23 protein-coding genes and 2 pseudogenes are annotated in these 24,960 nt (G+C 70.6%); 8 read left to right on the top strand and 17 right to left on the bottom strand.

Translation table 11 applies throughout. From position 1 onward, the window contains the following. Nucleotides 1-8 precede the first annotated feature (8 nt). Nucleotides 9-278, top strand: a pseudogene (locus ACH492_RS19690) (penicillin-binding transpeptidase domain-containing protein); the annotation flags it as partial. Here ACH492_RS19690 and ACH492_RS19685 read toward each other — a convergent pair. The 6 genes from ACH492_RS19685 to ACH492_RS19660 form a co-directional block, all read right to left on the bottom strand. Beyond that, complete coding sequence (locus ACH492_RS19685; RefSeq protein ID WP_398988180.1) at nt 271-1,677, bottom strand: NCS2 family permease; 1,407 nt, start codon at nt 1,675-1,677, stop codon at nt 271-273. The pseudogene ACH492_RS19690 and the gene ACH492_RS19685 overlap by 8 nt on opposite strands. 191 nt (nt 1,678-1,868) lie before the next feature. Next, nucleotides 1,869-3,593 carry an L-arabinonate dehydratase gene (gene araD / locus ACH492_RS19680; protein WP_398988178.1) on the bottom strand — a complete coding sequence of 575 codons (1,725 nt, stop codon included), beginning with the start codon at nt 3,591-3,593 and terminating at the stop codon, nt 1,869-1,871. Beyond that, entirely contained in the window at nt 3,590-4,501 is a 912-nt protein-coding gene (locus ACH492_RS19675) for a dihydrodipicolinate synthase family protein (RefSeq protein WP_398988176.1), read from the bottom strand. Before ACH492_RS19675 ends, araD begins: the two co-directional genes overlap by 4 nt. Then, nucleotides 4,498-5,142, bottom strand: a complete 645-nt coding sequence (locus ACH492_RS19670) for a GntR family transcriptional regulator (RefSeq protein ID WP_356227976.1) — start codon at nt 5,140-5,142, stop codon at nt 4,498-4,500. Before ACH492_RS19670 ends, ACH492_RS19675 begins: the two co-directional genes overlap by 4 nt. 255 nt (nt 5,143-5,397) lie before the next feature. Further along, complete coding sequence (locus ACH492_RS19665; RefSeq protein ID WP_398988174.1) at nt 5,398-6,561, bottom strand: hypothetical protein; 1,164 nt, start codon at nt 6,559-6,561, stop codon at nt 5,398-5,400. Next, on the bottom strand, nt 6,558-7,502 hold the full coding sequence (locus ACH492_RS19660) for a 5-dehydro-4-deoxyglucarate dehydratase (RefSeq protein WP_398988172.1): 945 nt from the start codon (nt 7,500-7,502) through the stop codon (nt 6,558-6,560). Before ACH492_RS19660 ends, ACH492_RS19665 begins: the two co-directional genes overlap by 4 nt. 239 nt (nt 7,503-7,741) lie before the next feature. On the opposite strand from ACH492_RS19660, the gene ACH492_RS19655 reads away from it, so the two are divergent. Together ACH492_RS19655 and ACH492_RS19650 are read left to right on the top strand one after the other, a co-directional pair. Beyond that, complete coding sequence (locus ACH492_RS19655; RefSeq protein WP_398988170.1) at nt 7,742-8,566, top strand: NAD-dependent epimerase/dehydratase family protein; 825 nt, start codon at nt 7,742-7,744, stop codon at nt 8,564-8,566. A gap of 166 nt (nt 8,567-8,732) precedes the next feature. Then, nucleotides 8,733-9,944, top strand: a complete 1,212-nt coding sequence (locus tag ACH492_RS19650) for a TerD family protein (protein ID WP_398988168.1) — start codon at nt 8,733-8,735, stop codon at nt 9,942-9,944. Between the two features lie 57 nt (nt 9,945-10,001). On the opposite strand, the gene ACH492_RS19645 is transcribed toward ACH492_RS19650, so the two are convergent. The 4 genes and pseudogenes from ACH492_RS19645 to ACH492_RS19630 form a co-directional block, all read right to left on the bottom strand. Next, the gene (locus tag ACH492_RS19645; protein ID WP_266542984.1) at nt 10,002-10,232 is read right to left on the bottom strand and encodes a hypothetical protein; all 231 of its coding nucleotides are present in this window, start codon (nt 10,230-10,232) and stop codon (nt 10,002-10,004) included. Between the two features lie 39 nt (nt 10,233-10,271). Then, nucleotides 10,272-11,271, bottom strand: a pseudogene (locus ACH492_RS19640) (1-aminocyclopropane-1-carboxylate deaminase). A 15-nt stretch (nt 11,272-11,286) separates the two neighbouring features. Continuing rightward, the gene (locus tag ACH492_RS19635) at nt 11,287-11,979 is read right to left on the bottom strand and encodes a GntR family transcriptional regulator (protein WP_398988166.1); all 693 of its coding nucleotides are present in this window, start codon (nt 11,977-11,979) and stop codon (nt 11,287-11,289) included. Nucleotides 11,980-12,056: 77 nt separating this feature from the next. After that, nucleotides 12,057-13,526 carry an alkaline phosphatase PhoX gene (locus ACH492_RS19630; protein ID WP_398988164.1) on the bottom strand — a complete coding sequence of 490 codons (1,470 nt, stop codon included), beginning with the start codon at nt 13,524-13,526 and terminating at the stop codon, nt 12,057-12,059. 314 nt (nt 13,527-13,840) lie between these two features. Between ACH492_RS19630 and ACH492_RS19625 the strand changes: the two genes are divergently transcribed. Genes ACH492_RS19625 through ACH492_RS19615 form a run of 3 tightly spaced genes read left to right on the top strand, consistent with a single transcriptional unit; the run spans nt 13,841 to nt 15,748 of the window. Next, nucleotides 13,841-14,080, top strand: coding sequence for a hypothetical protein (locus ACH492_RS19625; RefSeq protein ID WP_398988163.1), 240 nt, complete (start codon nt 13,841-13,843; stop codon nt 14,078-14,080). 37 nt (nt 14,081-14,117) lie between these two features. After that, nucleotides 14,118-15,278: a hypothetical protein gene (locus tag ACH492_RS19620; protein ID WP_398988161.1), complete on the top strand. Its 1,161-nt coding sequence runs from the start codon at nt 14,118-14,120 to the stop codon at nt 15,276-15,278. Nucleotides 15,279-15,292: 14 nt separating this feature from the next. Then, complete coding sequence (locus ACH492_RS19615; protein ID WP_398988159.1) at nt 15,293-15,748, top strand: hypothetical protein; 456 nt, start codon at nt 15,293-15,295, stop codon at nt 15,746-15,748. Between the two features lie 123 nt (nt 15,749-15,871). On the opposite strand, the gene ACH492_RS19610 is transcribed toward ACH492_RS19615, so the two are convergent. Further along, the gene (locus tag ACH492_RS19610) at nt 15,872-17,317 is read right to left on the bottom strand and encodes a hypothetical protein (protein ID WP_398988157.1); all 1,446 of its coding nucleotides are present in this window, start codon (nt 17,315-17,317) and stop codon (nt 15,872-15,874) included. Nucleotides 17,318-17,578: 261 nt separating this feature from the next. Here ACH492_RS19610 and ACH492_RS19605 point away from each other — a divergent pair, with 261 nt between their 5' ends. Further along, nucleotides 17,579-19,423 (top strand): endonuclease/exonuclease/phosphatase family protein, encoded by a 1,845-nt coding sequence (locus tag ACH492_RS19605; protein WP_398988155.1) that lies wholly within the window; start codon nt 17,579-17,581, stop codon nt 19,421-19,423. A gap of 11 nt (nt 19,424-19,434) precedes the next feature. Here the strand turns inward: ACH492_RS19605 and ACH492_RS19600 are convergent, their stop codons facing one another. Continuing rightward, nucleotides 19,435-20,148, bottom strand: coding sequence for an antibiotic biosynthesis monooxygenase (locus ACH492_RS19600; RefSeq protein ID WP_398988153.1), 714 nt, complete (start codon nt 20,146-20,148; stop codon nt 19,435-19,437). A gap of 190 nt (nt 20,149-20,338) precedes the next feature. Here ACH492_RS19600 and dapA point away from each other — a divergent pair, with 190 nt between their 5' ends. Beyond that, the gene (dapA, locus tag ACH492_RS19595; RefSeq protein WP_398988151.1) at nt 20,339-21,259 is read left to right on the top strand and encodes a 4-hydroxy-tetrahydrodipicolinate synthase; all 921 of its coding nucleotides are present in this window, start codon (nt 20,339-20,341) and stop codon (nt 21,257-21,259) included. Between the two features lie 33 nt (nt 21,260-21,292). Here the strand turns inward: dapA and dapD are convergent, their stop codons facing one another. The 5 genes from dapD to ACH492_RS19570 all read right to left on the bottom strand — a co-directional run bounded on the left by dapD (nt 21,293) and on the right by ACH492_RS19570 (nt 24,944). Beyond that, the gene (gene dapD / locus ACH492_RS19590) at nt 21,293-22,294 is read right to left on the bottom strand and encodes a 2,3,4,5-tetrahydropyridine-2,6-dicarboxylate N-succinyltransferase (protein ID WP_398988149.1); all 1,002 of its coding nucleotides are present in this window, start codon (nt 22,292-22,294) and stop codon (nt 21,293-21,295) included. A gap of 9 nt (nt 22,295-22,303) precedes the next feature. Then, nucleotides 22,304-23,515: an MFS transporter gene (locus ACH492_RS19585; protein ID WP_398988147.1), complete on the bottom strand. Its 1,212-nt coding sequence runs from the start codon at nt 23,513-23,515 to the stop codon at nt 22,304-22,306. 139 nt (nt 23,516-23,654) lie between these two features. After that, complete coding sequence (locus ACH492_RS19580; protein ID WP_398988145.1) at nt 23,655-24,197, bottom strand: TetR/AcrR family transcriptional regulator; 543 nt, start codon at nt 24,195-24,197, stop codon at nt 23,655-23,657. Continuing rightward, the gene (locus ACH492_RS19575) at nt 24,197-24,517 is read right to left on the bottom strand and encodes a DMT family transporter (protein WP_398988143.1); all 321 of its coding nucleotides are present in this window, start codon (nt 24,515-24,517) and stop codon (nt 24,197-24,199) included. Before ACH492_RS19575 ends, ACH492_RS19580 begins: the two co-directional genes overlap by 1 nt. A gap of 61 nt (nt 24,518-24,578) precedes the next feature. Next, nucleotides 24,579-24,944, bottom strand: a complete 366-nt coding sequence (locus tag ACH492_RS19570; protein ID WP_398988141.1) for a VOC family protein — start codon at nt 24,942-24,944, stop codon at nt 24,579-24,581. Nucleotides 24,945-24,960 lie beyond the last annotated feature (16 nt).

Genomic DNA, 24,960 nt, shown 5'->3' with positions numbered 1-24,960 from the left:
CGCCCGCCGGGGCGGCCCACAATGCCAAGATCGACGGCGCGGAGGTGGGCGGCAAGACGGGCACCGCCCAGCACGGCGAGAACAACAGCAAGACGCCGTACGCCTGGTTCACCTCCTACGCCAAGGACTCGTCCACCGGCAAGGAGGTGGCGGTCGCCGTGCTGATCGAGGACTCGGGCGCGGCCCGCTCCGAGGTCAGCGGCAACGGCCTGGCCGCGCCCATCGCGAAGAAGATGATGGCCGCGGCCCTGAAGTCCTCACGCCTGATGGCTACTTGACGCCGAGGAGCTGCTCGACCGGGTCGATCGCGAAGTAGACCACGAACAGCGCGGCCGTGCCCCACAGCAGCCAGTGCACGTCGCGCGCCTTGCCCAGCACCGTCTTGATGACGACATAGGCGATGAAACCGGCGCCGATGCCGTTGGTGATGGAGTACGTGAACGGCATGACCGCGATCGTCAGGAAGGCCGGGATGGCGATCTCGTACCGCTCCCAGTCGATGTGCCGCACCTGCGCCATCAGCAGGAAGCCGACGGCGACGAGCGCGGGGGCAGCGGCCTGCGCGGGCACGACGGTGGCCAGCGGGGTGAGGAAGAGGGCGAGGCCGAAGAGCGCACCGGTGACCACGGAGGCGAGTCCGGTGCGAGCGCCCTCGCCGACGCCGGCCGCCGATTCGATGTACGAGGTGTTGGAGGAGGCGGATGCCGCGCCGCCCGCCACGGCGGCGGCGCCGTCGATCAGCAGCACCCGGCCGAGGTTGGGGACCTTGCCGTTCTCGTCGAGCAGACCGGCCTCGCTGGAGATGCCGACGACCGTGCCCATGGTGTCGAAGAAGTCGCTCAGGATGAGGGTGAAGACCAGCAGGACGAGCGTGATGACGCCGATCTGCTCGAAGGCGCCGAAGAGGCTGAAGGAGCCGACGAGCCCGAAGTCGGGGGCGGCCACGATGTCGTCGGGCACGGACGGGACGGTCAGGCCCCAGGCGAGCGGGTCGATGTCGGCGATCTCGTTGATGACGATCGCGACGACGGTCATCGTGACGATGGAGATGAGGATCGCGCCCTTCACGTTGCGGGCCATCAGCGCGACGGTGAGCAGCACGCCGAGACAGAAGACCAGGACGGGCCAGCCGGAGAGCTGACCGCTCGCGCCGAGCTGGACGGGCACGGTGCCGGTGTCCCCGGGTATGCGGGTGGCGAAGCCCGCGTCGATGAAGCCGATGAACGCGATGAACAGGCCGATGCCGACGCTGATGGCTACCTTGAGCGAGCCCGGGATGGCGTGCATGACGGCCTCGCGCAGTCCGGTGACGACCAGGACGCAGATGAGGATCCCCTCGATCACCACCAGGCCCATCGCGTCGGGCCAGCTCATCAGGGGCGCGATCTGGAAGGCGACGACGGCGTTGAGGCCGAGTCCGGCGGCGATCGCGAGCGGGAGATTGCCGCCGAGCCCCATGATGGCGGTCATCACGGCGGCCACCAGGGCGGTCACGGTGACCAGTTGGGGCCCGGAAAGGTGGGCGCCGAACTTGTCCTCGGCGCTGCCGAGGATGATCGGGTTGAGCACGAGAATGTAGGCCATCGTGAAGAACGTGGCGAAGCCGCCACGGATCTCCCGCGCGACGGTCGAGCCTCGTGCGCTGATGTGGAAGTACCGGTCGACCTGTGCGGACATGGCTCTCCTCGGGGGGCGATCCTGCTGGCGGGTAGCTGGATTGTTCCCCCGGGACGAGCGTTTCAGGTTATGGGGGTGTTACGTCACGTCCGCCCAGCGCTTGATCGTCAGGGCCGCCTGGGACTGACGGTCCAGGCCGCCTGGGACTGACGGTCCGGACCGGCTGGGACTGACGGTCCGGACCGGCCCGCTCAACCCGCGTACGGATCGGGGCTGTTGCCCCGGCGGGCGAGAAAGGCGAAGTCGCAACCGGTGTCGGCTTGGGAGATCTGCTCGCTGTACAGGGCGCCGTAGCCCCGTTCGTACCGCTCGGGCGGCGGCGTCCAGGCCGCCCTGCGCCGCGCCAGTTCCTCGTCGGAGATCTCCAGCCGCAGTGTGCGCGCCGCGACGTCCAGCGTGATCAGGTCTCCGCTGCGGACCAGGGCCAGCGGCCCGCCGACGTACGACTCGGGGGCGATGTGCAGCACACAGGTGCCGTAACTCGTACCGCTCATCCGGGCGTCCGAGATCCGCACCATGTCCCGTACGCCCTGCTTGAGGAGGTGGTCGGGCAGCGGCAGCATCCCGTACTCGGGCATGCCGGGCCCGCCCTTGGGGCCCGCGCCCTGGAGCACCAGCACATGGTCGGCGGTGATGGCGAGCTCCGGGTCGTTGATGGTCCGCTGCATCGTCCGGTAGTCGGGGAAGACCACGGCGGGCCCGGTGTGCTTCAGGAGGCGCGGCTCGGCGGCGATGTGCTTGATGACCGCGCCGTCGGGGCAGAGATTGCCGCGCAGCACCGCCACGCCGCCCTCCTCGGCGAGGGGGTTGTCGCGCGGGCGGATGACGTCGGGGTTGTGGACGCGCGCCTCCGCGAGCTGTTCGCGCAGGGTGGGGTGCGCGACGGTGGGCCGGTCCAGATGCAGTACGTCGGTCAACCGGGCCAGAAACGCGGGGAGTCCGCCCGCGAAGTGGAAGTCCTCCATCAGGTAGCGGCCGCCGGGGCGGAGGTTGGCCAGCACCGGGACCCTGCGGGCGATGCGGTCGAAGTCGTCGAGCGTGAGTGGCACGCCAGAGCGGCCCGCCATCGCGATCAGATGGATCACGGCATTGGTCGAGCCGCCGAGCGCGAGAACGGTGGCGACGGCGTCCTCATACGCCTCCCGGGTGAGGATCTTCGACAGCCTGAGATCCTGGTGCACCAGGCCGACGATCAGCCTGCCGGATGCCGCCGCCATCCGCTCGTGCCCGGAGTCGACGGCCGGGATGGACGACGCCCCGGGGACCGTGACGCCGAGCGCCTCGGCCGCGGCGGTCAGGGTCGATGCGGTGCCCATGGTCATACAGGTGCCGGGCGAACGGGCCAGGCCGTTCTCCAGCTCGGCCAGCTCCGCGTCGCCGATCAGGCCGGCGCGTTTGTCGTCCCAGTACTTCCACATGTCGGTACCTGAGCCGAGCACTTCGGTGCGCCAGTGGCCCGGCAGCATCGGGCCCGCCGGTAGGAAGACGGCAGGCAGGTCGGCGCTGGCCGCGCCCATCAGCAGCGCGGGTGTGGACTTGTCGCAGCCGCCCATCAGCACCGCGCCGTCCACCGGATAGGAGCGCAGCAGCTCCTCCGTCTCCATCGCGAGCATGTTGCGGTAGAGCATGGGGGTCGGCTTCTGGAAGGTCTCGGAGAGTGTGGAGACCGGGAATTCGAGGGGGAAGCCGCCGGCCTGCCAGACCCCGCGCTTGACGGCCTGGGCGCGGTCGCGCAGATGGACATGGCAGGGGTTGATGTCGGACCAGGTGTTGAGGATCGCGACGACCGGCTTGCCGAGGTGTTCCTCGGGAAGGTAGCCGAGCTGGCGGGTGCGGGCGCGGTGGCTGAACGAGCGCAGCCCGTCCGTGCCGTACCACTGGTGGCTGCGGAGTTCCTCGGGGCGCTTGGCGGTCATGCGTCCCATCCCGCGACCAGGCGGGCGACCTCGGCGCGCTGGTCGGCGGGCAGGGTTCGGCTGGGCGGTCGCACATCGCGGCGGCACAGGCCGAGCGAGGCCAGCGCTTCCTTGACGACGGTCACGTTGTTGGCGGACTGGTGGGCCGCGCGCAGTTCCTCGAAGGGCCTGATCTGCTCCCAGGTGCGCATGGCGTCGGCGTACCGTCCCGCGCGCAGCGCGTCCCTCATGGCGAGGGAGACGGCCGGGGCAACATTGACGAGGCCGGAGGTGAAGCCGGTGGCGCCGCCCGCCCAGTAGGAGGGCGCGTACAGCTCGGCGAGGCCCGCGACCCAGACGAAGCGGTCCAGACCCGCGTCGCGCGCGAAGGCTGCGAACCCGGCCGCGTCGGGGACGGCGTACTTCACGCCGATGACATTGGGGCAGAGCGCGCCCAGTTGGGCCAGCGAGCCGCCGCTGAGCAGCGGGTTGCGGATGTACGGGACGACACCGAGCCCGGGGACCGCGTCGGCGATCGCCCGGTGGTAGTCGATCCAGCCGTCCTGCGAGACGTACGGATGCACGGGCTGGTGGACCATCACCAGATGCGCGCCCGCGTCGCGCGCGTGCTGTGCGGCGGCGACGGCGGTGGGCACTTCGTGACCGACCCCGGCGACGATCGTCGCGGCGCCCGCCGCCTCCTCGACGCTCAGCTCGATCGCGCGGCGGCGCTCCTCGGGCGTGAGGGCGTAGAACTCGCCGGTGTTGCCGTTGGGCGTGAGAGTGACGACGCCGCCGTCGACGAGGCGGCGCAGCAGGGCGCGCTGGGCCTTCTCGTCGACCGTGCCGTCGGCGGCGAACGGCGTCACCGGGATCGCCACGACGTCGGCGAGCGCGGCACGCAGGGCGGGGAGTTGGGGCTCGGTCATGCTTCGTCCTCCTCGGGGAAGGCCCGCCGTACGAATCCTGCGATGTGCTCGTGCAGGGCGCGGGCGGCACCCTGCGCGTCGCCGGTCAGCGCGAGCCGCAGGATCTCCCGGTGCTCGGCCGCCTCGCGCTCCCAGGACGGGTCGGCGGCCCAGGCGACGGTCGAGACGAGGGCGGCCTGGTCGCGTACGTCGTCGAGCATCCGGGTCAGCAGCGGATTGCCGCAGGGCAGGTAGAGGGCGCGGTGGAACTCCCGGTTGGCCAGCGAGCGTTCGGCCCGGTCGGCGGAGTCGTCGGCCTTCAGCAGCGCCTCCCGCGCGGCCTCCAGGTCCGCGGCACGCTCGACGGACCTGCGCAGCGCCTCCGGTTCGAGCAGCAGCCGTACGTCGTAGACCTCGCGGGCCATCGCGGCGTCCACGGTGCGGACGGTGGCGCCCTTGTACTGGCTCATGACGACGAGGCCGGTGCCCGCGAGGGTCTTCAGGGCTTCCCGCACGGGGGTCTTGGACACTCCGAACTGCGCGGCGAGTTCGGTCTCGACCAGAGCCTGTCCCGGCCGCAGCCGCCCGGTGAGGATGGCGTGCTTGACCGCTTCCAGCACGTACTGGGTGCGGGAGGGGATGGGCGCGGGGGCGAAGGTCATGGCGCTGTCACGCTCTCATTGTCTCGCGTCTCATATATGACGTACGAAGTACGACGCGCTTGAAGCTAGGCGGCGGCCGGGGCCGCGTCAAGGCGGAAATCAAGCCCGTTGGGGGTCCCCGACACTCCCCCTACGCCCGGAGGGCGTGGGGGGACCCCCAAAAACGCGTACGGGGTCTGGGGGCCTGCCCCCCAAGCGGCGGAGCCGCAAATCGATGCAGCGGGAAGGGGCGGGGCCGGGGACGAGCTCGGGCCTTCAGGCCAGGCGGGACAGCGCGTCCGACACCAGCGCCAAGTCCCCGTCCGACGCCAGTCCCGCGTGGTAGAGCCGCAGCTGAGTCGCCCCGAGACCCGCCGCCCGGGCCGCGTCGTCCGCGAGCGTGCCGGGACTGCCGCCCATCCCGCTGACCACGGTGAAGTTCGCGGCCAGCACAGCACCGTCCACCCGCTGCTCCGCGAACGGTTCGAGCAGCCGCGGGCTGCCCGTGCACGGCACGACCACGCCGTCCGCGACGGACAGGATGTGCGCCGGGTCGACGCCCGCGTTCGCCCCGCAGTGGTGCGCGACGGGGTCGGCGTGCAGCAGCACCTGGAAGCCCTGCGGCGCGGCGGCCCGCACCGCGGCGACGGCGGCCTCCTGGAGCCTACGGGCGGTCCGCGTCCGGAAGTCCTCAGTCGCGGCGGCGAGTTCGGCGCCGAGCAGTTTCTCGACCTCGGCGTCGGCGGGCACGGCGCCCGCCCAGACCGGCTCCAGTGCGCCCCGTACGGCAGCGGCCAGCAGATTCGGCTCCAGCCCCTGTTGTGCGTAGCCGTCGCGGCAGGCGGGGCAGAAGCACAGCGACATCAGATACTGCGCCCCGTCGCCCAGCCCCACGCCGGCGATCTTGTCGTGGGCGTGCAGGTGCGCGAGGCCGTACCAGCCGCAGGACTCCAGCTCGGTGCCGCGCGCGCCCGGCCTGGTCGCAGCCTCGGCCGCGAGATCCGTCACCAGGGCGCGTACGGCGGGCTGTGCGATGCAGGGCGCCCAGGGGTAGCGGTCGCCGTATGCGTTGACGACGGAAGTGTCCGGATACTCGGCGCCGAGGCGGGAGTTGTGGGCGAGGACCACCCAGCTGTGGACCTCGACGCCGGCGTCGGCCAGAGCCGCGGCGGCTTCGCCGTATGCGTCGCCCACGGCCCAGTCCCCTGCGGTGTACGGGCGCAGCTCGCGGCCCGCCCAGCGCCCCTCGTCGACTTCGTAGAGCACGGCGGCATGCTGCGCTGTGACGATCCGGTGCCGGGGGTGGCGCGGGGTCAGGGCGCGCGTGGAGTGGTAGGCGGCGGCGAGGGTGACCTGCTGGACGCCGAGGTCCGCGATGCGGGCGGCGGCGTCCGGGTCGCCGACGACGTCCCAGGGGTAGAGGAAGGCGGAGGTCTTCACCTGCCGTCCTCCAGCAGGGAGCGGCCGCGCTCGATGAGCGCCGCGAGGGCCTTGACGTGGGCGTCGAGGGGTTCACTCAGCGGTGGCCGCACTTCGCCGACGTCGAGGCCGCCGAGGCGTACGCCCGCCTTGACGAGCGAGACGGCGTAGCCGCGGCCGAGACTGCGCAGTTCGACCAGCGGCACGTAGAAGCCGTCGAGCAGCCGGTTGACGGTCTTGTCGTCGCCGGTCATCAGCGCGCGGTAGAAGGCGAGTGCGATGTCCGGGGCGAAGGCGAAGACGGCGGAGGAGTAAAGGGTGATGCCGATGCCGCGGTAGGCGAGGCCGGTGAGTTCGGCGGTGGGCAGCCCGTTGAAGTAGAGGAAGTCCTGGTCGGGCAGGTCGCGGCGGACGGCGCCGACGATGCGCTGCATCAGGTCGAGGTCGCCGTAGCCGTCCTTGAGGCCGATGATGCCGTCCACTTGGGCGAGTTCGACGACGGTCTCGGGGGTGAAGACGGCGTTGTCGCGCTGGTAGACGATGACGTCGAGGGAGGTCGCCGCGGCGAGCGCGGTGTAGTGGCACAGCAGCCCGGCCTGGTCGGCGACGACGAGGTAGGGCGGCATGGCGAGCAGTCCGTCCGCGCCCGCCGCTTCGGCGGTCTTCGCGTACTGGACGGCGAGCGCCGTGCCGTAGCCCGCGCCGGCCACGACCGGCACCTCGCCGGCTGTCTCCTCGACGGCGGCGGCGATGCAGTCACCGAACTCCTCGGGGGTCAGGGCGTGGAACTCGCCCGTACCGCAGCACGCGAAGACCGCGGCCGCACCGGAGTCGATGCCGCTCCTCACATGGGCGCGGAAGACATCGAGGTCGAGAGCGCCGTCCGGTCCGTACGCGGTGACGGGGAAGAACAGCGGTCCTTGGACCCGGGTGAGCCGGGCGGCGAGCGGGGCTGAGGTCACGGGCGCTCCCTGGGCCGTGCACCGAGCCTGCGGACTCGTGCACAACTCTGATCGATGTCCATATCTCTGAACAGAGTCACGCTATGGCAGCCGCATCGCCCGGGTCAAGACGGAAAACCGCAACTCAGAGGCGGAGTCGGCTCCTCCGCGCGACACTTGACGCTGTCCGGAACCACTCCCTAGCTTGTCCATGAATGTGAATGCTGTCTACGGACCTGAGCATTTCAAGGAGATCCCCCATGCCCGCTCCCCGCACGGTCCTGCTCACCGGCGCCGCCGGCGGCATCGGCACGCTGATGCGGGGGCTGCTGCCCGCGTACGGCTACGAGCTCCGCCTCTTCGACGCCACCCCCATAGAGGGAGTGCCGGACGCGGTCACCGCAGACCTCGCCGACAAGGGGGCGCTGCGCGAGGCGGTGCGCGGCGTCGACTCGGTCATCCACCTCGCGGGCATCTCCCTGGAAGCCCCATTCGAGAAGATCCTCCGTGCGAACATCGAAGGGACCTACAACCTCTACGAGGCGGCCCGCGAAGAGGGCATCGGCCGGATCGTCTTCGCCTCCAGCAACCACGCGGTCGGGTTCACTCCGCGCCCGCAGGGCGAGCCGCCCTTCCCGCCCGATGCGCTGATCCCCATCGACACCCCGCGCCGCCCCGACACCTACTACGGCCTGTCCAAGTGCTTCGGCGAGGACCTGGCGCAGCTCTACTGGGACCTGCACGGCCTGGAAACCGTCTCCGTCCGCATCGGCTCCTGCTTCATGGAGCCGACGTCCGTGCGGATGCTGTCGGTCTGGATGAGCCCCGGCGACGGCGCCCGGCTCTTCCACGCCGCGCTCACCGCCGAGAGTGTCGGCCACACCGTCGTCTACGGCTCTTCCGCCAACACCCGCCTGTGGTGGGACCTTTCGACTGCGCGGGCGCTGGGCTACGAGCCACAGGACGACTCCGAGCAGTACGCCGAGAAGCTCGTCGCGGAACAGGGCGAACTCGACCCGGACAACCCTGACCACGCGCATCTGGGCGGCCACTTCACCACCAATCCGCCCCAGTGGCCGTACTGATCCATATTCGCGTGTGACTGAGGTCGAGTCGTCGGACGCCCAGCTGGTGATGGCCCGCTGGACCGGTGCGTACAGGTTCGGCAATGAGCGCACGGCCCGGAACCACCCGCGCAACCGATGAAAAGGGTAAGGGAACGGTAAAGCGGCCTCGCTCGTTATCCCTGGCATGACAGCTATGACCCCCGGCTCGAACATCCCTCTCGCCGTCACCCGCGTGGCGGTGGACGTCACCGCTCCGGTGCGGCTCGACGTATCGGGCCTGCTGCTCACCGCCGACGGCAAGGTGCGCTCCGACGACGACTTCATCTTCTACAACCAGCCGGCGGGCCCCGGCGTCAGCTATCGCTCCGGCGGGGGCAGCGCCCCCGACGCGATCGTGGTGGACACCTCCGCCGTCCCGCCCGGCATCGAGAAGATCGTCGTCACGGCGAGCCCCGACGCCGCGGGGCAGACCTTCCAGGGCATCGAGCCGACCGCCACCATCCGCAGCGCCGACGACGGCAGCGCGCTCGCCACCTTCACCCCGCCGCAGCTCGGCACCGAGACCGCGCTGGTCGTCGTGGAGATCTATCTGCGCAACGGCGCCTGGAAGGCCCGTGCGGTCGGCCAGGGCTATGCGAACGGGCTGGCGGGCATCGCCACGGACTTCGGCGTCTCGGTCGACGAGGAACCCGCCACGGCCCCCGCGCCGGTCGCGCCGTCGGCGCCAGTCGGGCCGCCCGCACCGGTCGACCCGCGTCTCGCCGCGCCCGTGCCGCCCGCGCCCCCCGCGCCGCCGGCCGCTCCCGCCCCCGGCTCAGGGAAGATCAACCTGGACAAGGGCCGGGTCAGCCTGCAGAAGAATCAGACGGTCTCGCTGGTCAAGGGCGGCCGCCCGCTGCTCTCCCAGGTCAAGATGGGCCTCGGCTGGGAGCCCGCCTTCCGCGGCAAGGACATCGACCTCGACGCCTCCGTGATCGCGTACGGCCCCAACCGCAACCACCTGGACAGCTGCTACTTCGGCAAGCTGTCGATCCTGAATGGCGCGATCAAGCACTCCGGCGACAATCTGACGGGTGAGGGCGCGGGCGACGACGAAGTGATCGTCGTGGATCTCGGCCGGCTGCCGGCGGAGGCGACGGGCCTGGTCTTCACCGTCAACTCGTTCTCGGGACAGAAGTTCACCGAGGTTGCCAAGGCCTACTGCCGGCTGATCGACGCGGCGACGGGCGAGGAACTGGTCCGCTTCGATCTGACCGGCGCCGAGCCGCAGACCGGCGTGATGATGGCCAAGCTGATCAAGCAGTTCTCGGGTGAATGGGACATGACCGCCATGGGCGATTTCGTGAAGTCCCGCACCGTACGCGGCATGGTCAAGCCCGCCGCACAGGCGCTGTGACCGACGCCGCCGGGCCCGCCATCCGTTGAGTGGTGGCGGACCCGGGGGCCACGGTCCTCAGAGTTTGGCCAGTTTGGAGTATGGGCTCAGGATTCTTCCCTGACGTCCGGAGAAGTCGACGAGCACAGCGGCATTGTCGCCCTCGACTGCGATGACTCTTCCGAGTCCGAATTGGTCGTGCGAGACCCGGTCGCCCACTTCGTACTGCTCAATCGGCGGGGCAGCCGCGGCCGGTTTGTTGAAGGGACTGGAGGGCAGGTGGCGCCGGGATCCGGCTGACTTTGTCATTACCTGGAGTATGCGCCCTCGGGCACCCGCCACGCCACGTCAGAGGAGAGCGCTGTACGCATTGAGTGCGGGCTGACCCCCGAGATGGGCATAAAGCACCGTCGATGACGAGCCGATCTCACCGCGTGTGACCAGGTCGATCAGTCCTGCCATCGACTTCCCTAGTACACCGGATCCGTCACCATCCCCTCCGTACGGGCGGCGAGCCGCATCGCCTCCAGCGTCGTTTCATCCGGAATGCCGTATGTGCCTGCGTGGTACCGCTCGTCCAGCTCGATGTCCGCGTCCCGCAGCTCACGCTCCACCCCGATGAGTGAGGCGGTGTTCCGCGCGATCCGCCCGATCTGCTCCCTGGTGCGCTCCGGCGCCGCGGAGGCGTCGATGCCGATCACCCGCCGGGGCCGGGCGCCCGCCTCTTCGAGCGCAGCGAAGCCCGCGACCATCCCGGCCTGCGTGCTTCCGGTCACCGAGCACACCACGACCGTGTCGAAGAACACGCCCAAAGCCTGCTCCTGCCCGGCCACTTCGTACGCCCAGTTCGCGAAGCCCAGCCCGCCCAGCGGATGGTCGGAGGCGCCGGCCGGGATGGCATAGGGCCGGCCGCCACTCTCCTCGACCTCACGCAGCGCCTGCTCCCAGCTCTCCTTGACACCGATCCCGAACCCGGCGCGCACCAGCCGGATGTCGGCGCCCGCGAGCCTGCTGATCAGGATGTTGCCGACCTTGTCGTAGACCGCGTCTGGCCACTCGACCCAGCTCTCCTGAGCCCGGCGCGGGCGGCAACCGCCGCGACCTGGCGGGTGTGGTTCGACTGCACCCCGCCGATCGACACCAGGGTGTCGCAGCCCTTGGCGAGAGCGTCGGCGACGAGGTACTCCAGTTTCCGCGTCTTGTTGCCGCCGTAGGCGATGCCGGAGTTGCAGTCCTCGCGCTTGGCCCACAGCTCCGCGCCGCCGAGACGGTGGGTCAGCCGGTCGAGACGGTGCACCGGGGAGGGGCCGAACAGCAGCGGGTAGCGTTCGTACAACGTGATCGACATGTGGGCTCCTTCGGGTCAGACCATGCCGGATTCATCCGCTACATCCACTTCGTCCGCTTCACCTGTTTCGTCCGCCAGCTCTTCGAGTGCGTGCCAGATCTGTGCCGTGATACGGGCCGCCCGGTCCGCGTCTTTGGCCGCGCAGGCGTCGATGAGCCGCTCGTGCAGCGCGGCCGACTCCAGCGCGCTCGCCTCGGCGAACTGCCGCCACTCCAGCCGGCGGATCAGCGGGGTGTACCGCGCGATCGTCGCCGCGACGGCGCGGTTGCCACAGGCCCGTACGAGCACGTCGTGCAGCTCGTCGTCGGCCCGCAGGGCCTCGCCCACGGCGGCGCTGCGGGTCGCGCTTTCGAAGCGGGCGTTCGCCTCGCGCATCACGCCGATGTCCTCGGCCGTGAGGAACGGCACGGCGGCTCGGGCGGCCAGCTCGTGCATGGCGTGCACGACGACGGCGGCCTCGCGCACGGCACGTGGTTCGAGCCTGGTGACCCGCGTATAGCTCTGCGGCTTGGTCTCGACGAGCCCTTCCTCGCCGAGCCGTGCGAGCGCCTCGCGCACAGGGGCACGGGAGAGCCCGAGCCGCTCGGCGAGGTCGGCGTCGCGCACAGGGTCCCCGGGCGGGAGTTCGCCGCGCACGATGGCGTCGCGGATGGCCGCGTACGCCGTGTCGCGCAGCAGGGTCCGCGGTATCGGCCGCAGTGCTCCCATGAACTGAAATGTTAGATGTCAGCTCGCGGGAGCACAACGGCCACAGTGCGGGCGTTCAGCCCGTCACTTCGTGTGTGTCAGTGGTTGCGTGGCTGACGCTTCCAGGGGCCCGTGATCGCGAACATGATGCCCGGGGTCTGGATGCTGGCGTAGAGGGTCCGGCCGTCGGGCGAGAAGACGACGCCGGCGAACTCGCTGAAGTCCGGGTCCTCCGCGGTGCCCAGGTTCAGCTCGTTGCGTGCGATCGGGTAGGTGCGCCCGCGCTCGGTCGCACCGAAGAGGTGCTGGACGCCCTCGCCGTCCTCGGCGATGATCAGCCCGCCGTACGGCGACACGGTGATGTTGTCGGGGCCGTCGAACGCGCCGTCCTTGGGCGGGTCGGGGTTGACGCCGAGCAGCACCTTCAGGGTGAGGGTGCGGCGCTTGGGGTCGTAGAACCAGACCTGGCCGTCGTGGTGGACCGGGCTCTCGTCACGGGCGTACGAGGAGACGATGTACGCGCCGCCGTCGCCCCACCACATGCCTTCGAGCTTGCGGGCGCGGGTGATGTCCGTGTCGGCGAACTGCTTGCGCACCGGGACGCTGCGGGCGTCGCGGTCCGGCACGTCGACCCAGTCCACGCCGTAGACCGTGCCGATCTTCGTGGCGCGGGACAGGTCGTCGACGAAGCGGCCGCCGGAGTCGAAGCACTTGGTGGCCTGGAGGACGCCCGCGTCGTCGGCGAGGTGCCTCAGGTGACCGCGGCCGTGCTTGAAGCCGTGCGGCGGGACCCAGCGGTAGAGCAGGCCGTTGGGGGTACCGGCGTCCTCTGTGAGATAGAGGTGGGCGCGCTTGGGGTCGACGACGACGGCCTCGTGGGCGTACCGGCCGAGTGCCTTGATGGGCTTGGGGGCGCGGTTGGCGCGTCGATCGTAGGGGTCGACCTCGAAGACATAGCCGTGGTCCTTGGTCATGCCGTTCTGGCCCGCGCGGTCCTCGGTCTCCTCGCAGGTGAGCCAGGTGCCCCAAGGAGTGCGCCCGCCGGCGCAGTTCTGCGCGGTGCCTGCGATGCCGACCCACTGGGCGACCTCGCCGCTGCGGTGGGCCTCGACGACCGTGCAGCCGCCGGGCGCGGCGGGGTCGTAGACGAGGCTCTCGGCGAGCGGAACCGGGTGATCGATCTTGGAGCGGGGGCCCCTGAGCTCGTGGTTGACGACGAGGAGGGTCACGCCGCGCGGGCCTTCGAAGGTGGCGGTGCCGTCGTGCTTGGAGGGGGTGAACTCGCCCGAATCCAGCTTGGTGACACCGGCGCGGGTGATGACGCGGTACGAGAATCCGGCGGGCAGCGCCAGGAGCCCCTTGGGATCGGGGATCAGGGGGCCGTAGCCGGGCCCGTGGCTGCCGTGGCCGTGCTCGCCGTCCTCGTGGCCCTGTCCGTCGACGTCGGCGCTGTCCTCGGCTGCGAGCGCGCCGGGCGCGGTGGCGAGCGAGCCCACGGCGCCGGCGAGTACGACTCCCGCCCCGGTGAGCGCGGACTGTCTGGTGAATTCCCTGCGGGTGAGCGGCATCGAGTACTCCTGAAGGCCTGAAGAGACACATCCGGCTTGGCTGATGACGGCCTCACACTCCCGCCCACGCATAAACGGCACTTGAACACCGGCCGACATCGAAGGCCCCGCGGTCCATGAATATCCCGCCGCCGGCCAACGGGTCCCCGTCGCCCCCTACTTGACGGACCGTCCGAAGAATCTTAGTAAAGAAGGTCAACTGGAATAGATCACCACCAATCCCAAGATTTCATGCCGAACTCCTTGACCCCTGGGGGGAAGGGCAATAGACATGCCGTACCTGCATCACCCGCAGGGGGAGGCGAGCCGAACGGATGGACGTGATACGGGCTCGCGAACTCCATGAGAGCCGGCTCATGCAGCTGGCCAATGTGACCGGTGTCGGCACCGGGAGGGACGAGCACTCGGGCGTGGACGTGATCGTCGTCTTCGTCACCCGCAAAGTGCCCCGTGACCGGCTCCGCGATGAAGACGTGGTTCCCGCACAGCTCGAGGGCGTACCGGTGCGCGTGCTCGCCGTCGGTGCAGTCACCGCCCATGACCAGGAGCGGTGAGGGAGCCCCTTCGAATCAGGGGAAGAGGTGGTCTGGCGTGACGAGCCAGCCCGAAATGATGCGAGGACCGACCGGCGGGCAGCTCAGTGACAGCTCCCGGCAACAGGCGACGAGCGACTTCCTGCGGCCACAGGCGCCGCTCGCCAATGTCGTCGGCTTCGGCCACGGCGTGAAGTGGAGCGACGGCCGCCCCACCGGGGAAGAGGCCGTACTGGTCTTCGTGACCCAGAAGGTCCCGGAGTCGATGCTGCCGGAGCGGGATGTGATCCCGCAGCAGATGGACGACGGAACACCGACCGATGTCATCGCGGTCGGACATGTCTCCGCACAGCGCCGGCAGCGGCAACAGCCGCGCCGGGCGATGGATGCGGAGGCGGCCTACCGGCCCGACGGCAGTGTCGCGGGCCAGCTCTCACAGCTGTCGCAGCCGCTGCTCGAAGAGCTGCGGGAGATGGGCACCCTGGAGCCGCAGCTTCTGCGGCGCCGACTGCGGCCCGCACCCTCCGGGATCTCGGTGGGCAATGTACGGGTGACGGCCGGGACGCTCGGCAGCGTGGTGTACGACTTCCTGCCCGGGGCCACGACCGACCCGCCGGGGCCGGGGCTCGGCGTACCGGGGAAGTTCTACATCCTGTCCAACAACCATGTGCTCGCGGACTCCAACCGCGCGCAGCTGGGCAGCGCGATCCTGCAGCCCGGCGTGTTCGACGGCGGACAGGACCCGGCGGACCGGATCGCGACGCTGGACCGGTTCATCACCATCCAGTTCGCGCCACAGATCCCGCCGGCCCAGCACAACAACGTCGTCGACGCGGCGCTCGGCAAGGTCGAGTTCGAGGACGCGACGCGCGAGCAGTACTTCGGCGCGGTGCCGCGGGCCTGGCGGCGCAAGGCGAATGTGGCGGTCGGCGACCTGGTGAAGAAGACCGGGCGGACGACAAACGTCAGCTTCGGCCGGATCATCGCGGTGGACGCCACGATCGACGTCAACTACGGCACGGCGGGAACGGCCCGCTTCAAGGACCAGATCCTGACGACGAACATCTCGGCGGGCGGTGACTCCGGCTCGCTGGTGACCTCGTTCGACAACGTCGCTGTCGGGCTGCTGTTCGCGGGTTCGTCGGTGGTGACCGTGGCGAACCACATCGAGAACGTCCGCGCGCTGCTGCGCGTCGAGATCGCCGAGCAGCTGGCCTGACGAGGGGAGGCACCATGACCACGCAAGCACGGAAACAGCAGAAGAGCGGCGGCCAGGCGCGCGCCGAGCACCGCTACCTGAATGCCCAGGGCGCGGAGGTCAAGACGCGTGACGAGGCGTTCGCCAGGCCGATGGAGGTCTCCGCGGAGGCGATCCAGACGATGGCGAAGCTGGAACTGCACAACGGTCAGGTCACCTTCGCCATCGAGGTGAAGTACAACCCGAACACCTACCCGCATGTGGTGACGGGCGGTCAGATCACGTCCGGCATCTGCGGCGCGCCGTGGAACATCACCGGCGGCACCATCGGCGACCAGCTGCGGCTGGACGCGAAGCGCGCGGGCCAGGGTTCATGCGCGAACACGATCACGATCGTCGGCGAGTACCAGAATCCGCCGGCGTACCGGGGAACGTACGGCTTCGAGGGCGCGACGTCCTCGTTCAAGCACACGACACGGTATGAGTGCTGACGTTCCCTCACGGTGGGCGGCGGACACCTCAGGGTGCCCGCCGCCCCTCATATGACCGAGGACCAGCTGATCGGGGCGCAGTTGATTCCGGAGATCAGTTACCGGGGCGCAGTTGACCGGGGCTCAGCCGCCCGACCGCGAACGCGCCTTGAAGGCCGCCTTGCGCGCCTCCTTCGCCGCCGCCTTGTCCCGGTGCAGCCTGCCCATCGCCTCCAGCACCTCCGCCGTCGCCGGGTGGTCCACCCGCCACGCCGCCTCGAAGAAGCCGCTGTGCTGACCGACCAGGTCCTCCACCAGGCCCTGGAGTTCCTCCAGTTCGCCCTCCGCGTCCAGCTGCGCCGCAATCGTGTCGATCGCCAGCCAGAAGATCATCGGCTCCGGCGGCGCCGGTACGTCCGTCGCGCCGCGCTCCGCCAGCCAGACCCGCGCCAGGCCGCCCAGTTCCGCGTCGTCGAGGACGGCGCGGACCGCCGGCTCGGCCTGCGGGCCCACCAGGGTCAGCGCCTGCTGGCAGTGGAGGCGGCGCAGCGGAGCGCCCGCGTCCGTGCCCCGGGCCGCGGCCAGCAGGTCGCGGGCGGCGTCGGCCGGGCCACGCCGTGCGAGCCACTGTTCGGTCTCGGCCCGGGCCGCCGGCTCCGGGAACTGCGCGAGCCCGTCGAGGAGTACGTCCGCGCCCTTGTCCGCGAGATCCCCCACCGCCGGCGCGTCGATCCCCGCCTCCAGCATCCGGGCCCTGATGCCGTACAGACCGAGCGGGGTGAGCCTGACCATTCCGTACCGGGAGACGTCCTCGTCGTCCACCGGCGCCACGGGCTCCTCGCCGTCCTCCGCCATCAACCCCTCGTCCACCGGCCGGTATTCGACCAGGCCGATCGGCTCGAACAGCTGGAACTGGTCGTCCAGCCGCATCATCGCCACCGACACCTGCTCCAGTACGTCGTCGGTGGGCTCGCCCATGTCGTCGGGCACGATCATCGACGCGGCGAGCGCGGGCAGCGGCACCGGCCCTTCGCCCGCGCCGCCCTCCGCGACGGTGAGCAGATAGAGATTCCCGAGGACCCCGTCGAGGAACTCCGCCTCGGCGTCCGGGTCCCATTCCAGCGCCTCGTAGTCGATCTCCCCGTCCTCGCCGATCGCCTCGGCCAGGTTGTCGAGCAGCGGCGCGATGGCGTCGGCGTACACGGCCTCCAGGGCCTCCAGCCAGATGGCGAGGATGTCCTGCGGCCCGCCGGAGTTGATCAGTGCGAGGTTCTCACCCGCGGTGACCGTGCCGTGCTCGGCGTCGTCGACCGGTTCGTGGACCTCCACGAGCCCGGTGTCGACGGCGGCGCGCCACGCCTCGCTCGCGTACGCAGGTCCGTCGCCGCCGGTCCCGAGGCCCAACTCTTGGGCGGCCGCGGGCAGCTGCTCGTCCACGAGTTCGCCGCCTGCACCGACCCGGGTGTCCGGACCCGCCCAGCGGGCGAGCCGGACGGCCCTGGTCAACAGCGGCGTGGCAAGCGCGTCCCGCGCCAGCTCCGCGTCCGGGTGCAGCCGCACCGGCGGCAGGGTGGGGCGGTCCTCTGGCATCTGGTGGTTCTCCTCGGGCGTACGGGGTCCGGGCGGCCCCCAGCGTAGACGTATTTCACCGGGTTTCGCCGCGCCCGGGCAGTACGCACAGGAGCGCGCCCGCGCGCCTTGTGCGTCCCGTGCGCAGGTTCACCGATCCGTCGGCCTCCGTACACCCGTCAACTCTTGACAACTCCCCTGCCCAACCAAGAGATTGACGCGCGTAGAACCATTCGGGGAGTCCACTCCCCGCCTCTCATCCCTCACCTCCGGAGTTCCTTGATGCCTTCCTCCGTCGCACCGAGAACGGCCGCTGTCGCGGCCGTCGTCGCCGCCGCGCTGGCCACCGGCCTGCTCGCAGGCTCCTCCGCCGCCTCCGCCGACGCCGCCTCCGCCGCCGCGGTCCGGATCCATGACATCCAGGGCACCACCCGGGTATCCCCGCTGGCCGGACAGCAGGTGACCGAGGTTCCCGGAATCGTCACGGGCGTACGGACCTACGGCTCCAGGGGCTTCTGGCTCCAGGACCCGGAGGCGGACGCCAACCCCGCCACCAGCGAGGGTGTCTTCGTCTTCACCGGCTCCGCCCCGACCGTCGCCGTCGGCGACAAGGTGCTGGTCTCCGGCACGGTCACCGAGTACGTCCCGGGCGGCACGTCCTCCGGCAACCAGTCGCTGACGGAGATCACCAAGCCGGCCGTCACCGTCGTCTCCTCCGGCAACGAACTGCCCGCGCCGGTCACGATCTCCGCGTGGTCGGTGCCTTCGGCGTACGCCCCGGCCGGCGACGCGGCGGCGGGCAGCAGCATCAACGCCCTCCCCCTCGAGCCCCGTAAGTACGCCCTGGACTACTACGAGTCGCTGGAGGGCGCGAACGTACGCATCGGCACCTCCCGCGTCGTCGGCGCCACCGACCCGTTCGCGGAGCTGTGGGTGACGGTGAAGCCGTTCGAGCACGCGAACCGCCGCGGCGGCACGGTCTACGGCTCGTACACCTCGCAGAACACCGGTCGGCTGCAGATCCAGTCGCTGACGCCGCTCGCCCAGCAGCCCTTCCCCAAGGCGAATGTCGGGGATGTGCTGGCCGGGACGACCGAAGGGCCCCTGGACTTCAACCAGTTCGGCGGCTACACGATCACGGCCCGCACGCTCGGCACAGTCGCCGGCCTTGGCCTGGAGCGTGAGACGACGCGCAAGCAGAGCCGCGGTGAGCTGGCGGTCGCCACATACAACGTGGAGAACCTCGACCCCTCCGACCCGCAGGAGAAGTTCGACGCGCTCGCGGCCGCCGTGGTGAACAACCTCGCCTCGCCCGACATCCTGGCCCTGGAGGAGATCCAGGACGACAACGGCGCCAAGAACGACGGCACGGTCGCGGCGGGCGAAACGCTGAAGAAGTTCACCGCGGCGATCGCCGCGGCGGGCGGCCCGGCATACGAGTGGCGGACCATCGACCCCGAGAACAACAAGGACGGCGGCGAGCCCGGCGGCAACATCCGCCAGGTCTTCCTCTTCAACCCGGAGCGGGTCTCCTTCACGGACCGGCCGGGCGGCGACGCGAAGACGGCGACCGGTGTCGTGGAGGAGAAGGGCCGGGCGGCGCTGACGCTCTCCCCGGGCCGGATCGACCCGGCGAACGCCGCCTGGGGGAGCAGCCGCAAGCCGCTGGCGGGCGAGTTCACCTTCCGCGGCCGCACGGTCTTCGTGATCGCCAACCACTTCGGCTCGAAGGGCGGCGACGAGGGCCTGACCTCGCACCACCAGCCGCCGGTCCGCTCCTCCGAGACCAAGCGCCTCGAGCAGGCGCAGGCGGTCAACGCCTTCGTCAAGGACATCCTGAAGGCCGACCGCCGCGCCGACGTGCTGGTCCTCGGCGACATCAACGACTTCGAGTTCTCGGCGACGACGAAGGCCCTCACCGACGGCGGCGCGCTCTACCCGGCGGTCAAGTCGCTGCCGCGCTCGGAGCGTTACTCGTACGTCTACCAGGGCAACAGCCAGGTCCTCGACCAGATCCTGACCAGCCCGTCGATCGACGACTTCGCGTACGACAGCGTGCACATCAACGCGGAGTTCGCGGACCAGAACAGCGACCACGACCCGCAGGTGCTGCGCTTCCGCCCGTAAGGCCCGTCCGGCTACACGCCCGCGCTGAGACTCAGCGCGGGCGTGTACCGGTTCACGCCGGCGCCGGTCACGCCGGGGAAGTTCTGCACCCTGGCCCACTGCTCGGTCCTCGACCCCACCCCGTCGCCGGGCCCGGCCAGGGCCTCGCGGTGGGCCTCTGCGCTCTCCCACTCGGCGTAGTTGAGTACGCGTGTCCCGTCGACGCTGATGTGGAAATGCCCGGAGATCCCGCCCGGGTGAGGGTGCGGCTCGGTCGCCAGCGCCTCGAAGACACCGTCCACCCAGGCCCGCTGACGGGCGGGGTCGGGTCCTTCGAACTCCACGTCCACGATCACGACGCAGCCCGGGACGCGCCGGTCGTCGGCGCCCAGGGCACCGCTGCGGTAGAGCTCGTACGACTGGAGCCCGAGCCGCTCGACGCCGGGCACGGCGGCGTCGATCTCCGCGTTCCGCTCGTCCCGGAAGGTGCGGACGAACTCCTGGTAGGCATCCTCGCCCGTCCACTGCGAGTAGTGGAGGAGGGTCCTGCCGTCCTCACCGATGTGGACGCTGTACGAGAGCAGTCCGGCATCGGGCCAGGCCCGGCTCCGCCATGCCTCGGCGATGGCGTCGACGACGGCCCGCTGCCGCTCGGGCGTGCCGACGTCCCAGGTGGACACCTTGATGACGCCGACCCCGGTGCGGGTGAGGTCGGGCCGGGAGTCCGGTTGCACGGTCACGGTCATGGCGGTGCCTCCTCGATCGGCGCGCCCCTGCGGTGCGCCGCTGATCACCATCGTGAAACGTGAACCATGGTTGAGGTCAACAGCCGGAGTCGTTCACGCGGCAGCCGGTCCACTGTTCAGCACTGCTTGACCCTGACCCCAAGGAGATCTAAGTGGACCTTCACTGTCCGGTGGGCCGACACTGCGGAGCATGACCACAACACGCCCGTTCGGCCGGGCCCTCTGCGCGATGATCACGCCCTTCACCGCCACCGGTGAGCTGGACCTGGACGCGGCGGCGCGCCTCGCCGTGCATCTGGTGGCCGAAGGCTGCGACGGACTGGTCCTGAACGGCACCACAGGCGAGTCCCCGACCACCACCGACGCCGAGAAGACCGCGCTGGTACGAGCCGTACGCCAAGCGGTCGGCGACAGCGCCGCCGTGGTCGCGGGCGTGGGCAGCGCATCCACGCGGCACACCGTCGAGCTGGCGCGCGCGGCCGAACAGGCGGGTGCGGACGGCCTGTTGGTGGTCACGCCGTACTACAGCCGTCCGCCGCAGGAGGCGGTCGAGGCCCACTTCCGTACGGTCGCCGATGCCACCGCACTCCCCGTGATGCTCTACGACATCCCCGGCCGCACCGGCACCCGCATCGAGCCCGACACGGTCCTGCGCCTCGCGGGGCACCCCCGCATCGTGGCGGTCAAGGACTGCGCGTACGACCTGCTCGGCTCGGCCAAGGTGATCGCGCGCACCTCGCTCGCGTACTACTCGGGCAGCGAGCAGCTGAATCTGCCGCTCTACGCGGTGGGCGGCGCGGGCTTCGTCAGCACGGTCGCGAATGTCGCGCCGCGACAGCTGCGCGCGGTGCTCGACGCGTACGACAGGGGCGCCACCGCCGAGGCCGCCCGCCTCAACGGGCTCACGCTCCCCCTGGCCGAGCTGATGATGGCGTCGGGCCTGCCCGGCACGGTGACGGCGAAGGCGCTGATGGAGGCGGGCCCGGTCCGGGAGCCGCTGCAGCCCGCGGGCCGCGAGGCGACCTGCGGGCTGCGTGTGGCGTACGAGGAGCTGCTTGCGGAATCAGGCCCGTCCGGGGTCCCCCCGGACGAAGTCTGGGGGGAGAGCTGAGGACGAACCGGCTGCCCGGGCAGCCCCGGGCAGCTAGTTGTGGCTGTGCAGGATGTCGTTGAGGCCGCCCCAGACCGCGTTGTTCGGGCGGGCCTCGACAGAGCCGGTGACCGAGTTGCGGCGGAAGAGGATGTTGCTCGCGCCGGAGAGCTCACGGGCCTTGACGATCTGCCCGTCGGGCATGGTGACCCGGGTGCCCGCGGTGACGTAAAGACCGGCCTCGACGACGCACTCGTCGCCGAGCGCGATGCCGACGCCCGCCTCCGCGCCGATCAGGCAGCGCTCGCCGATGACGATGCGGACGTTGCCGCCGCCGGAGAGGGTGCCCATGGTGGAGGCGCCGCCGCCGATGTCCGAGCCGTCGCCGACGACGACGCCCGCGGAGATGCGGCCCTCGACCATCGATGTGCCGAGCGTGCCGGCGTTGAAGTTGACGAAGCCCTCGTGCATCACGGTGGTGCCCTCGGCGAGGTGCGCGCCGAGCCGGACGCGGTCGGCGTCGGCGATGCGTACGCCCTTGGGCGCGACGTAGTCCGTCATCCGCGGGAACTTGTCGATGCTCGTCACGGCCAGGTGCAGACCCTCGGCGCGAGCGTTCAGCCGCACGCTCTCCACCTGGTCGACGGCGACGGGGCCGAGCGAGGTCCAGGCGACATTGGCGAGCAGCCCGAAGAGGCCGTCCAGGTTCTGGCCGTGCGGCTTGACCAGCCGGTGGCTCAGCAGGTGCAGGCGCAGATACGCGTCGTGTGCGTCCAGCGGCTTGTCGTCGAGCGAGGCGATGACCGTACGGACGGCGACGACCTCGACGCCGCGGCGGGCATCCGGGCCGATGGCCTTGGCGGCCCCTTCGCCGAGCAGCTCGACGGCACGCTCGGCGGTCAGCCGCTCGGTCCCGGCGGGCCCGGGCTCGGCGACGAGCTCGGGGGCGGGGAACCAGGTGTCCAGGACGGTGCCATCGGTGGCCAGGGTGGCGAGTCCGGCGGCGACGGCGCCGGTGGTGCGAGTAGCAGTGGTGCTGTCGGGCGAGTCAGTCATGGTGGAACGCTAACCGGCAAGGGCCCGCGGGGGCGAACCGGTCTCAGTTGACGGGCGCGTACGGAGCCTCCCGGCCGCCAGAACCGCGGCTCCGGCGGCGCCCGCGAGGACCGCGCAGGCGGGCCAGAGCAAGCCGGGCGCGGTGGAGTAGAGGGCTCCGCCCAGCGGCGGGGCGAGTACCTGGCCGCTGACGGAGGCTCCCGCGTACAGGCTCTGGAAGCGGCCCTGTGCATGGGCGGGGGCCTCGTCGGCGACGTAGGCGGTGGCGGTGGTCTTGTAGAGGATCTCGCCCGCAGTCAGCGACAGCATCATGGTGATCGCGAACAGCAGCCCGGCGCCCGGTATCAGCACCGCGTAGCCGAGGCCGACGAGCAGCAGTCCGGTGCCGACGATGGAGAGCGGGGCGCGTTTGCGCAGGGCGTGCGCTGCGGGGAGTTCGAGGCAGAGGATGACACCGCCGTTGATGGCCAGCAGCCAGCCGTAGACCTGGGTGCCGAGACCGTGGTCGGCGAGGAAGACGGGCAGTGTGGAGTACTGCTGCCGGTAGACGAGGTCTACGCAGAGGATCCCGGCGAGCAGCACCAGCACCGCGGGCCTGGCGCGCAGCTCGCGCCAGACGGACGGGGCGTCCGGGTCGTGGGCGGGTTTGGCGTGCACCGCGGCGCGGGCCGGGAGCACGCGCGACGCGTACGCCGCGAAGGCGAGCGTGCCGAGGCCGTCGACGGCGAAGAGCCAGTCGTACGAGGTGTGGGCGGCGAGCAGCGCACCGAGCGGGGGTCCGACGGTGAAGCCGGCGTTGCCCGCGAAGCGCATCACGGCGAAGCCCTGGCGGCGTGTGCCCTCGGGGACGGAGACGGCGACGAGCGCGGAGTTGGCGGCGCGTACGACGCCGGAGGCGTATTCGGCGAGGGGCAGCGCCGCGTACAGCGCGGCGACGGGGAGCAGCGGGAGGGTGAGAAGGACCGCGCCGCTCACGGTCGCCCCGGCGAGGAGGGCGCGGCGGTGGCCGTAACGGTCGCCGAACCAGCCGCCGGTGAAGTTCCCGGCGACCACTCCCGCACCGCCGATGCCGCTGATCAGCCCGGCCTGGGTGACGGTCAGCCCACGCGGTCCCGTCAGGTACACGAAGAGGTAGACGAAGGTGAGGCTGACGGCGGAGTTGAAGAACCCGCCGAAGGCCAGTAGCCGCACCGCCCGCGGCACGTCCCGCAGCATCCCCATGTACCCCGCCCCAGTGAGTTCCCTTTGGGAACGGACTATGTCAGCGCGGTCTCCGCGGGTCAACAGCGGCAGGGACGCGTCACCCTCGGACGCGTCCCCCTCGGACGCGTCACCCTAGGACGCGTCACCCTGAGGCACATCACCCTCGGGCGATGACCCGCGCCAACATCTCCCGCGCGAATTCCGCCTCGTACCGAGCGTCCGTCAGCAGCACCTGCAGACAGATCCCGTCCATCAGCGCCACCAGCGCCCGCGCCGTGACCGGATCGGTCCGCCGGGCCAGGATCTCGGCGAGCTCCTGGCACCACTCCGCGGCGACCGGCCGCAGCGCGGGCCGCCGCAGGGCTGCCAGATAGAGCTCGTACTCCAGCTCCACGCCCGTACGCTCCCCGGCGAGCCACTCCCCCATGAGCCGGGCGAGTTCCTCGGCGAGGTCGGCGTCCGGGTCGACGAGCGCGCCGCTCTTCCGCACCATCGCCGCGAACCCCTCGTTGGCCTGGCGCAACGCGGCGACCAACAGCTCGTCGAGGGAGGCGAAGTGATACGTCGTCGAACCGAGCGGCACATCGGCCTCGGCCGCCACGGTGCGGTGGCTGAGCCCGGCGATCCCGCTTTTGCCGGCCACCCGGATCGCAGCGTCGATGATGCGCTGACGCCGCTCGGGGTCGTACCGCCGCGCCATCAGTGGACACCGCCCATGTTGAGGACCACGACGCCGACGATCACCAGCGCGATGCCCGTGATCCTGACCAGACTGGTCGACTCACCCAGGAAAATCATGCCGATGGCGGCGATCGCGGCCGTGCCGACGCCGGCCCAGATCGCGTACGCGGTGCCCACCGACATGGTCTTCAGCGTCTGGGCGAGCAGCGAGAAGGCGAGCACATAGCCCGCGACGGTGAGCAGCGAGGGCCACAGCCGGGTGAAGCCCTCGCTGTACTTCATGGCCGTCGTGCCGGCCACCTCCGCCGCGATAGCCGCGGCCAGCAGTCCGTATCCCATGTGTACGAGAGTACACAACGTTGCGTACGCGCGTACATAACGCCGGCGGGCCCACCGCCCCCTAGTCGAGCAGTGTCTTCTTCGGCCGCAGCACACAGAACTCATTGCCCTCGGGGTCGGCGAGCACCACCCAGGTCGCTTCGGGCCCCTGCCCGACATCGGCCCGCCGCGCCCCGAGCCCGATGATCCTCTCGACCTCGGCGGCCTGGTCGTCGGGCGTGAGGTCGATGTGCAGCCGGTTCTTGACGGTCTTGCGCTCGGCCACGGGCACGAAGGTGATCCCCGGCAGCGCGGACTCGTCGGCCCCGATGACGATTTCGTCATCGGCCTCGAAGACCACCTTCCAGTTCAGCACCTGGCTCCAGAAGCGGGCGAGCCCCGGCAGATCGTGGGCGTCGACGACGACGGTGTACAGCGAAACGGCCATGCTCACCAGTGTGTCT

The organism is Streptomyces sp. NPDC019443, assembly GCF_044389785.1.
In the GTDB taxonomy this organism is placed as follows: domain Bacteria; phylum Actinomycetota; class Actinomycetes; order Streptomycetales; family Streptomycetaceae; genus Streptomyces.
Note: the sequence above shows the minus strand (reverse complement) of the source record. Positions and strands in the feature narration are given on the sequence as shown.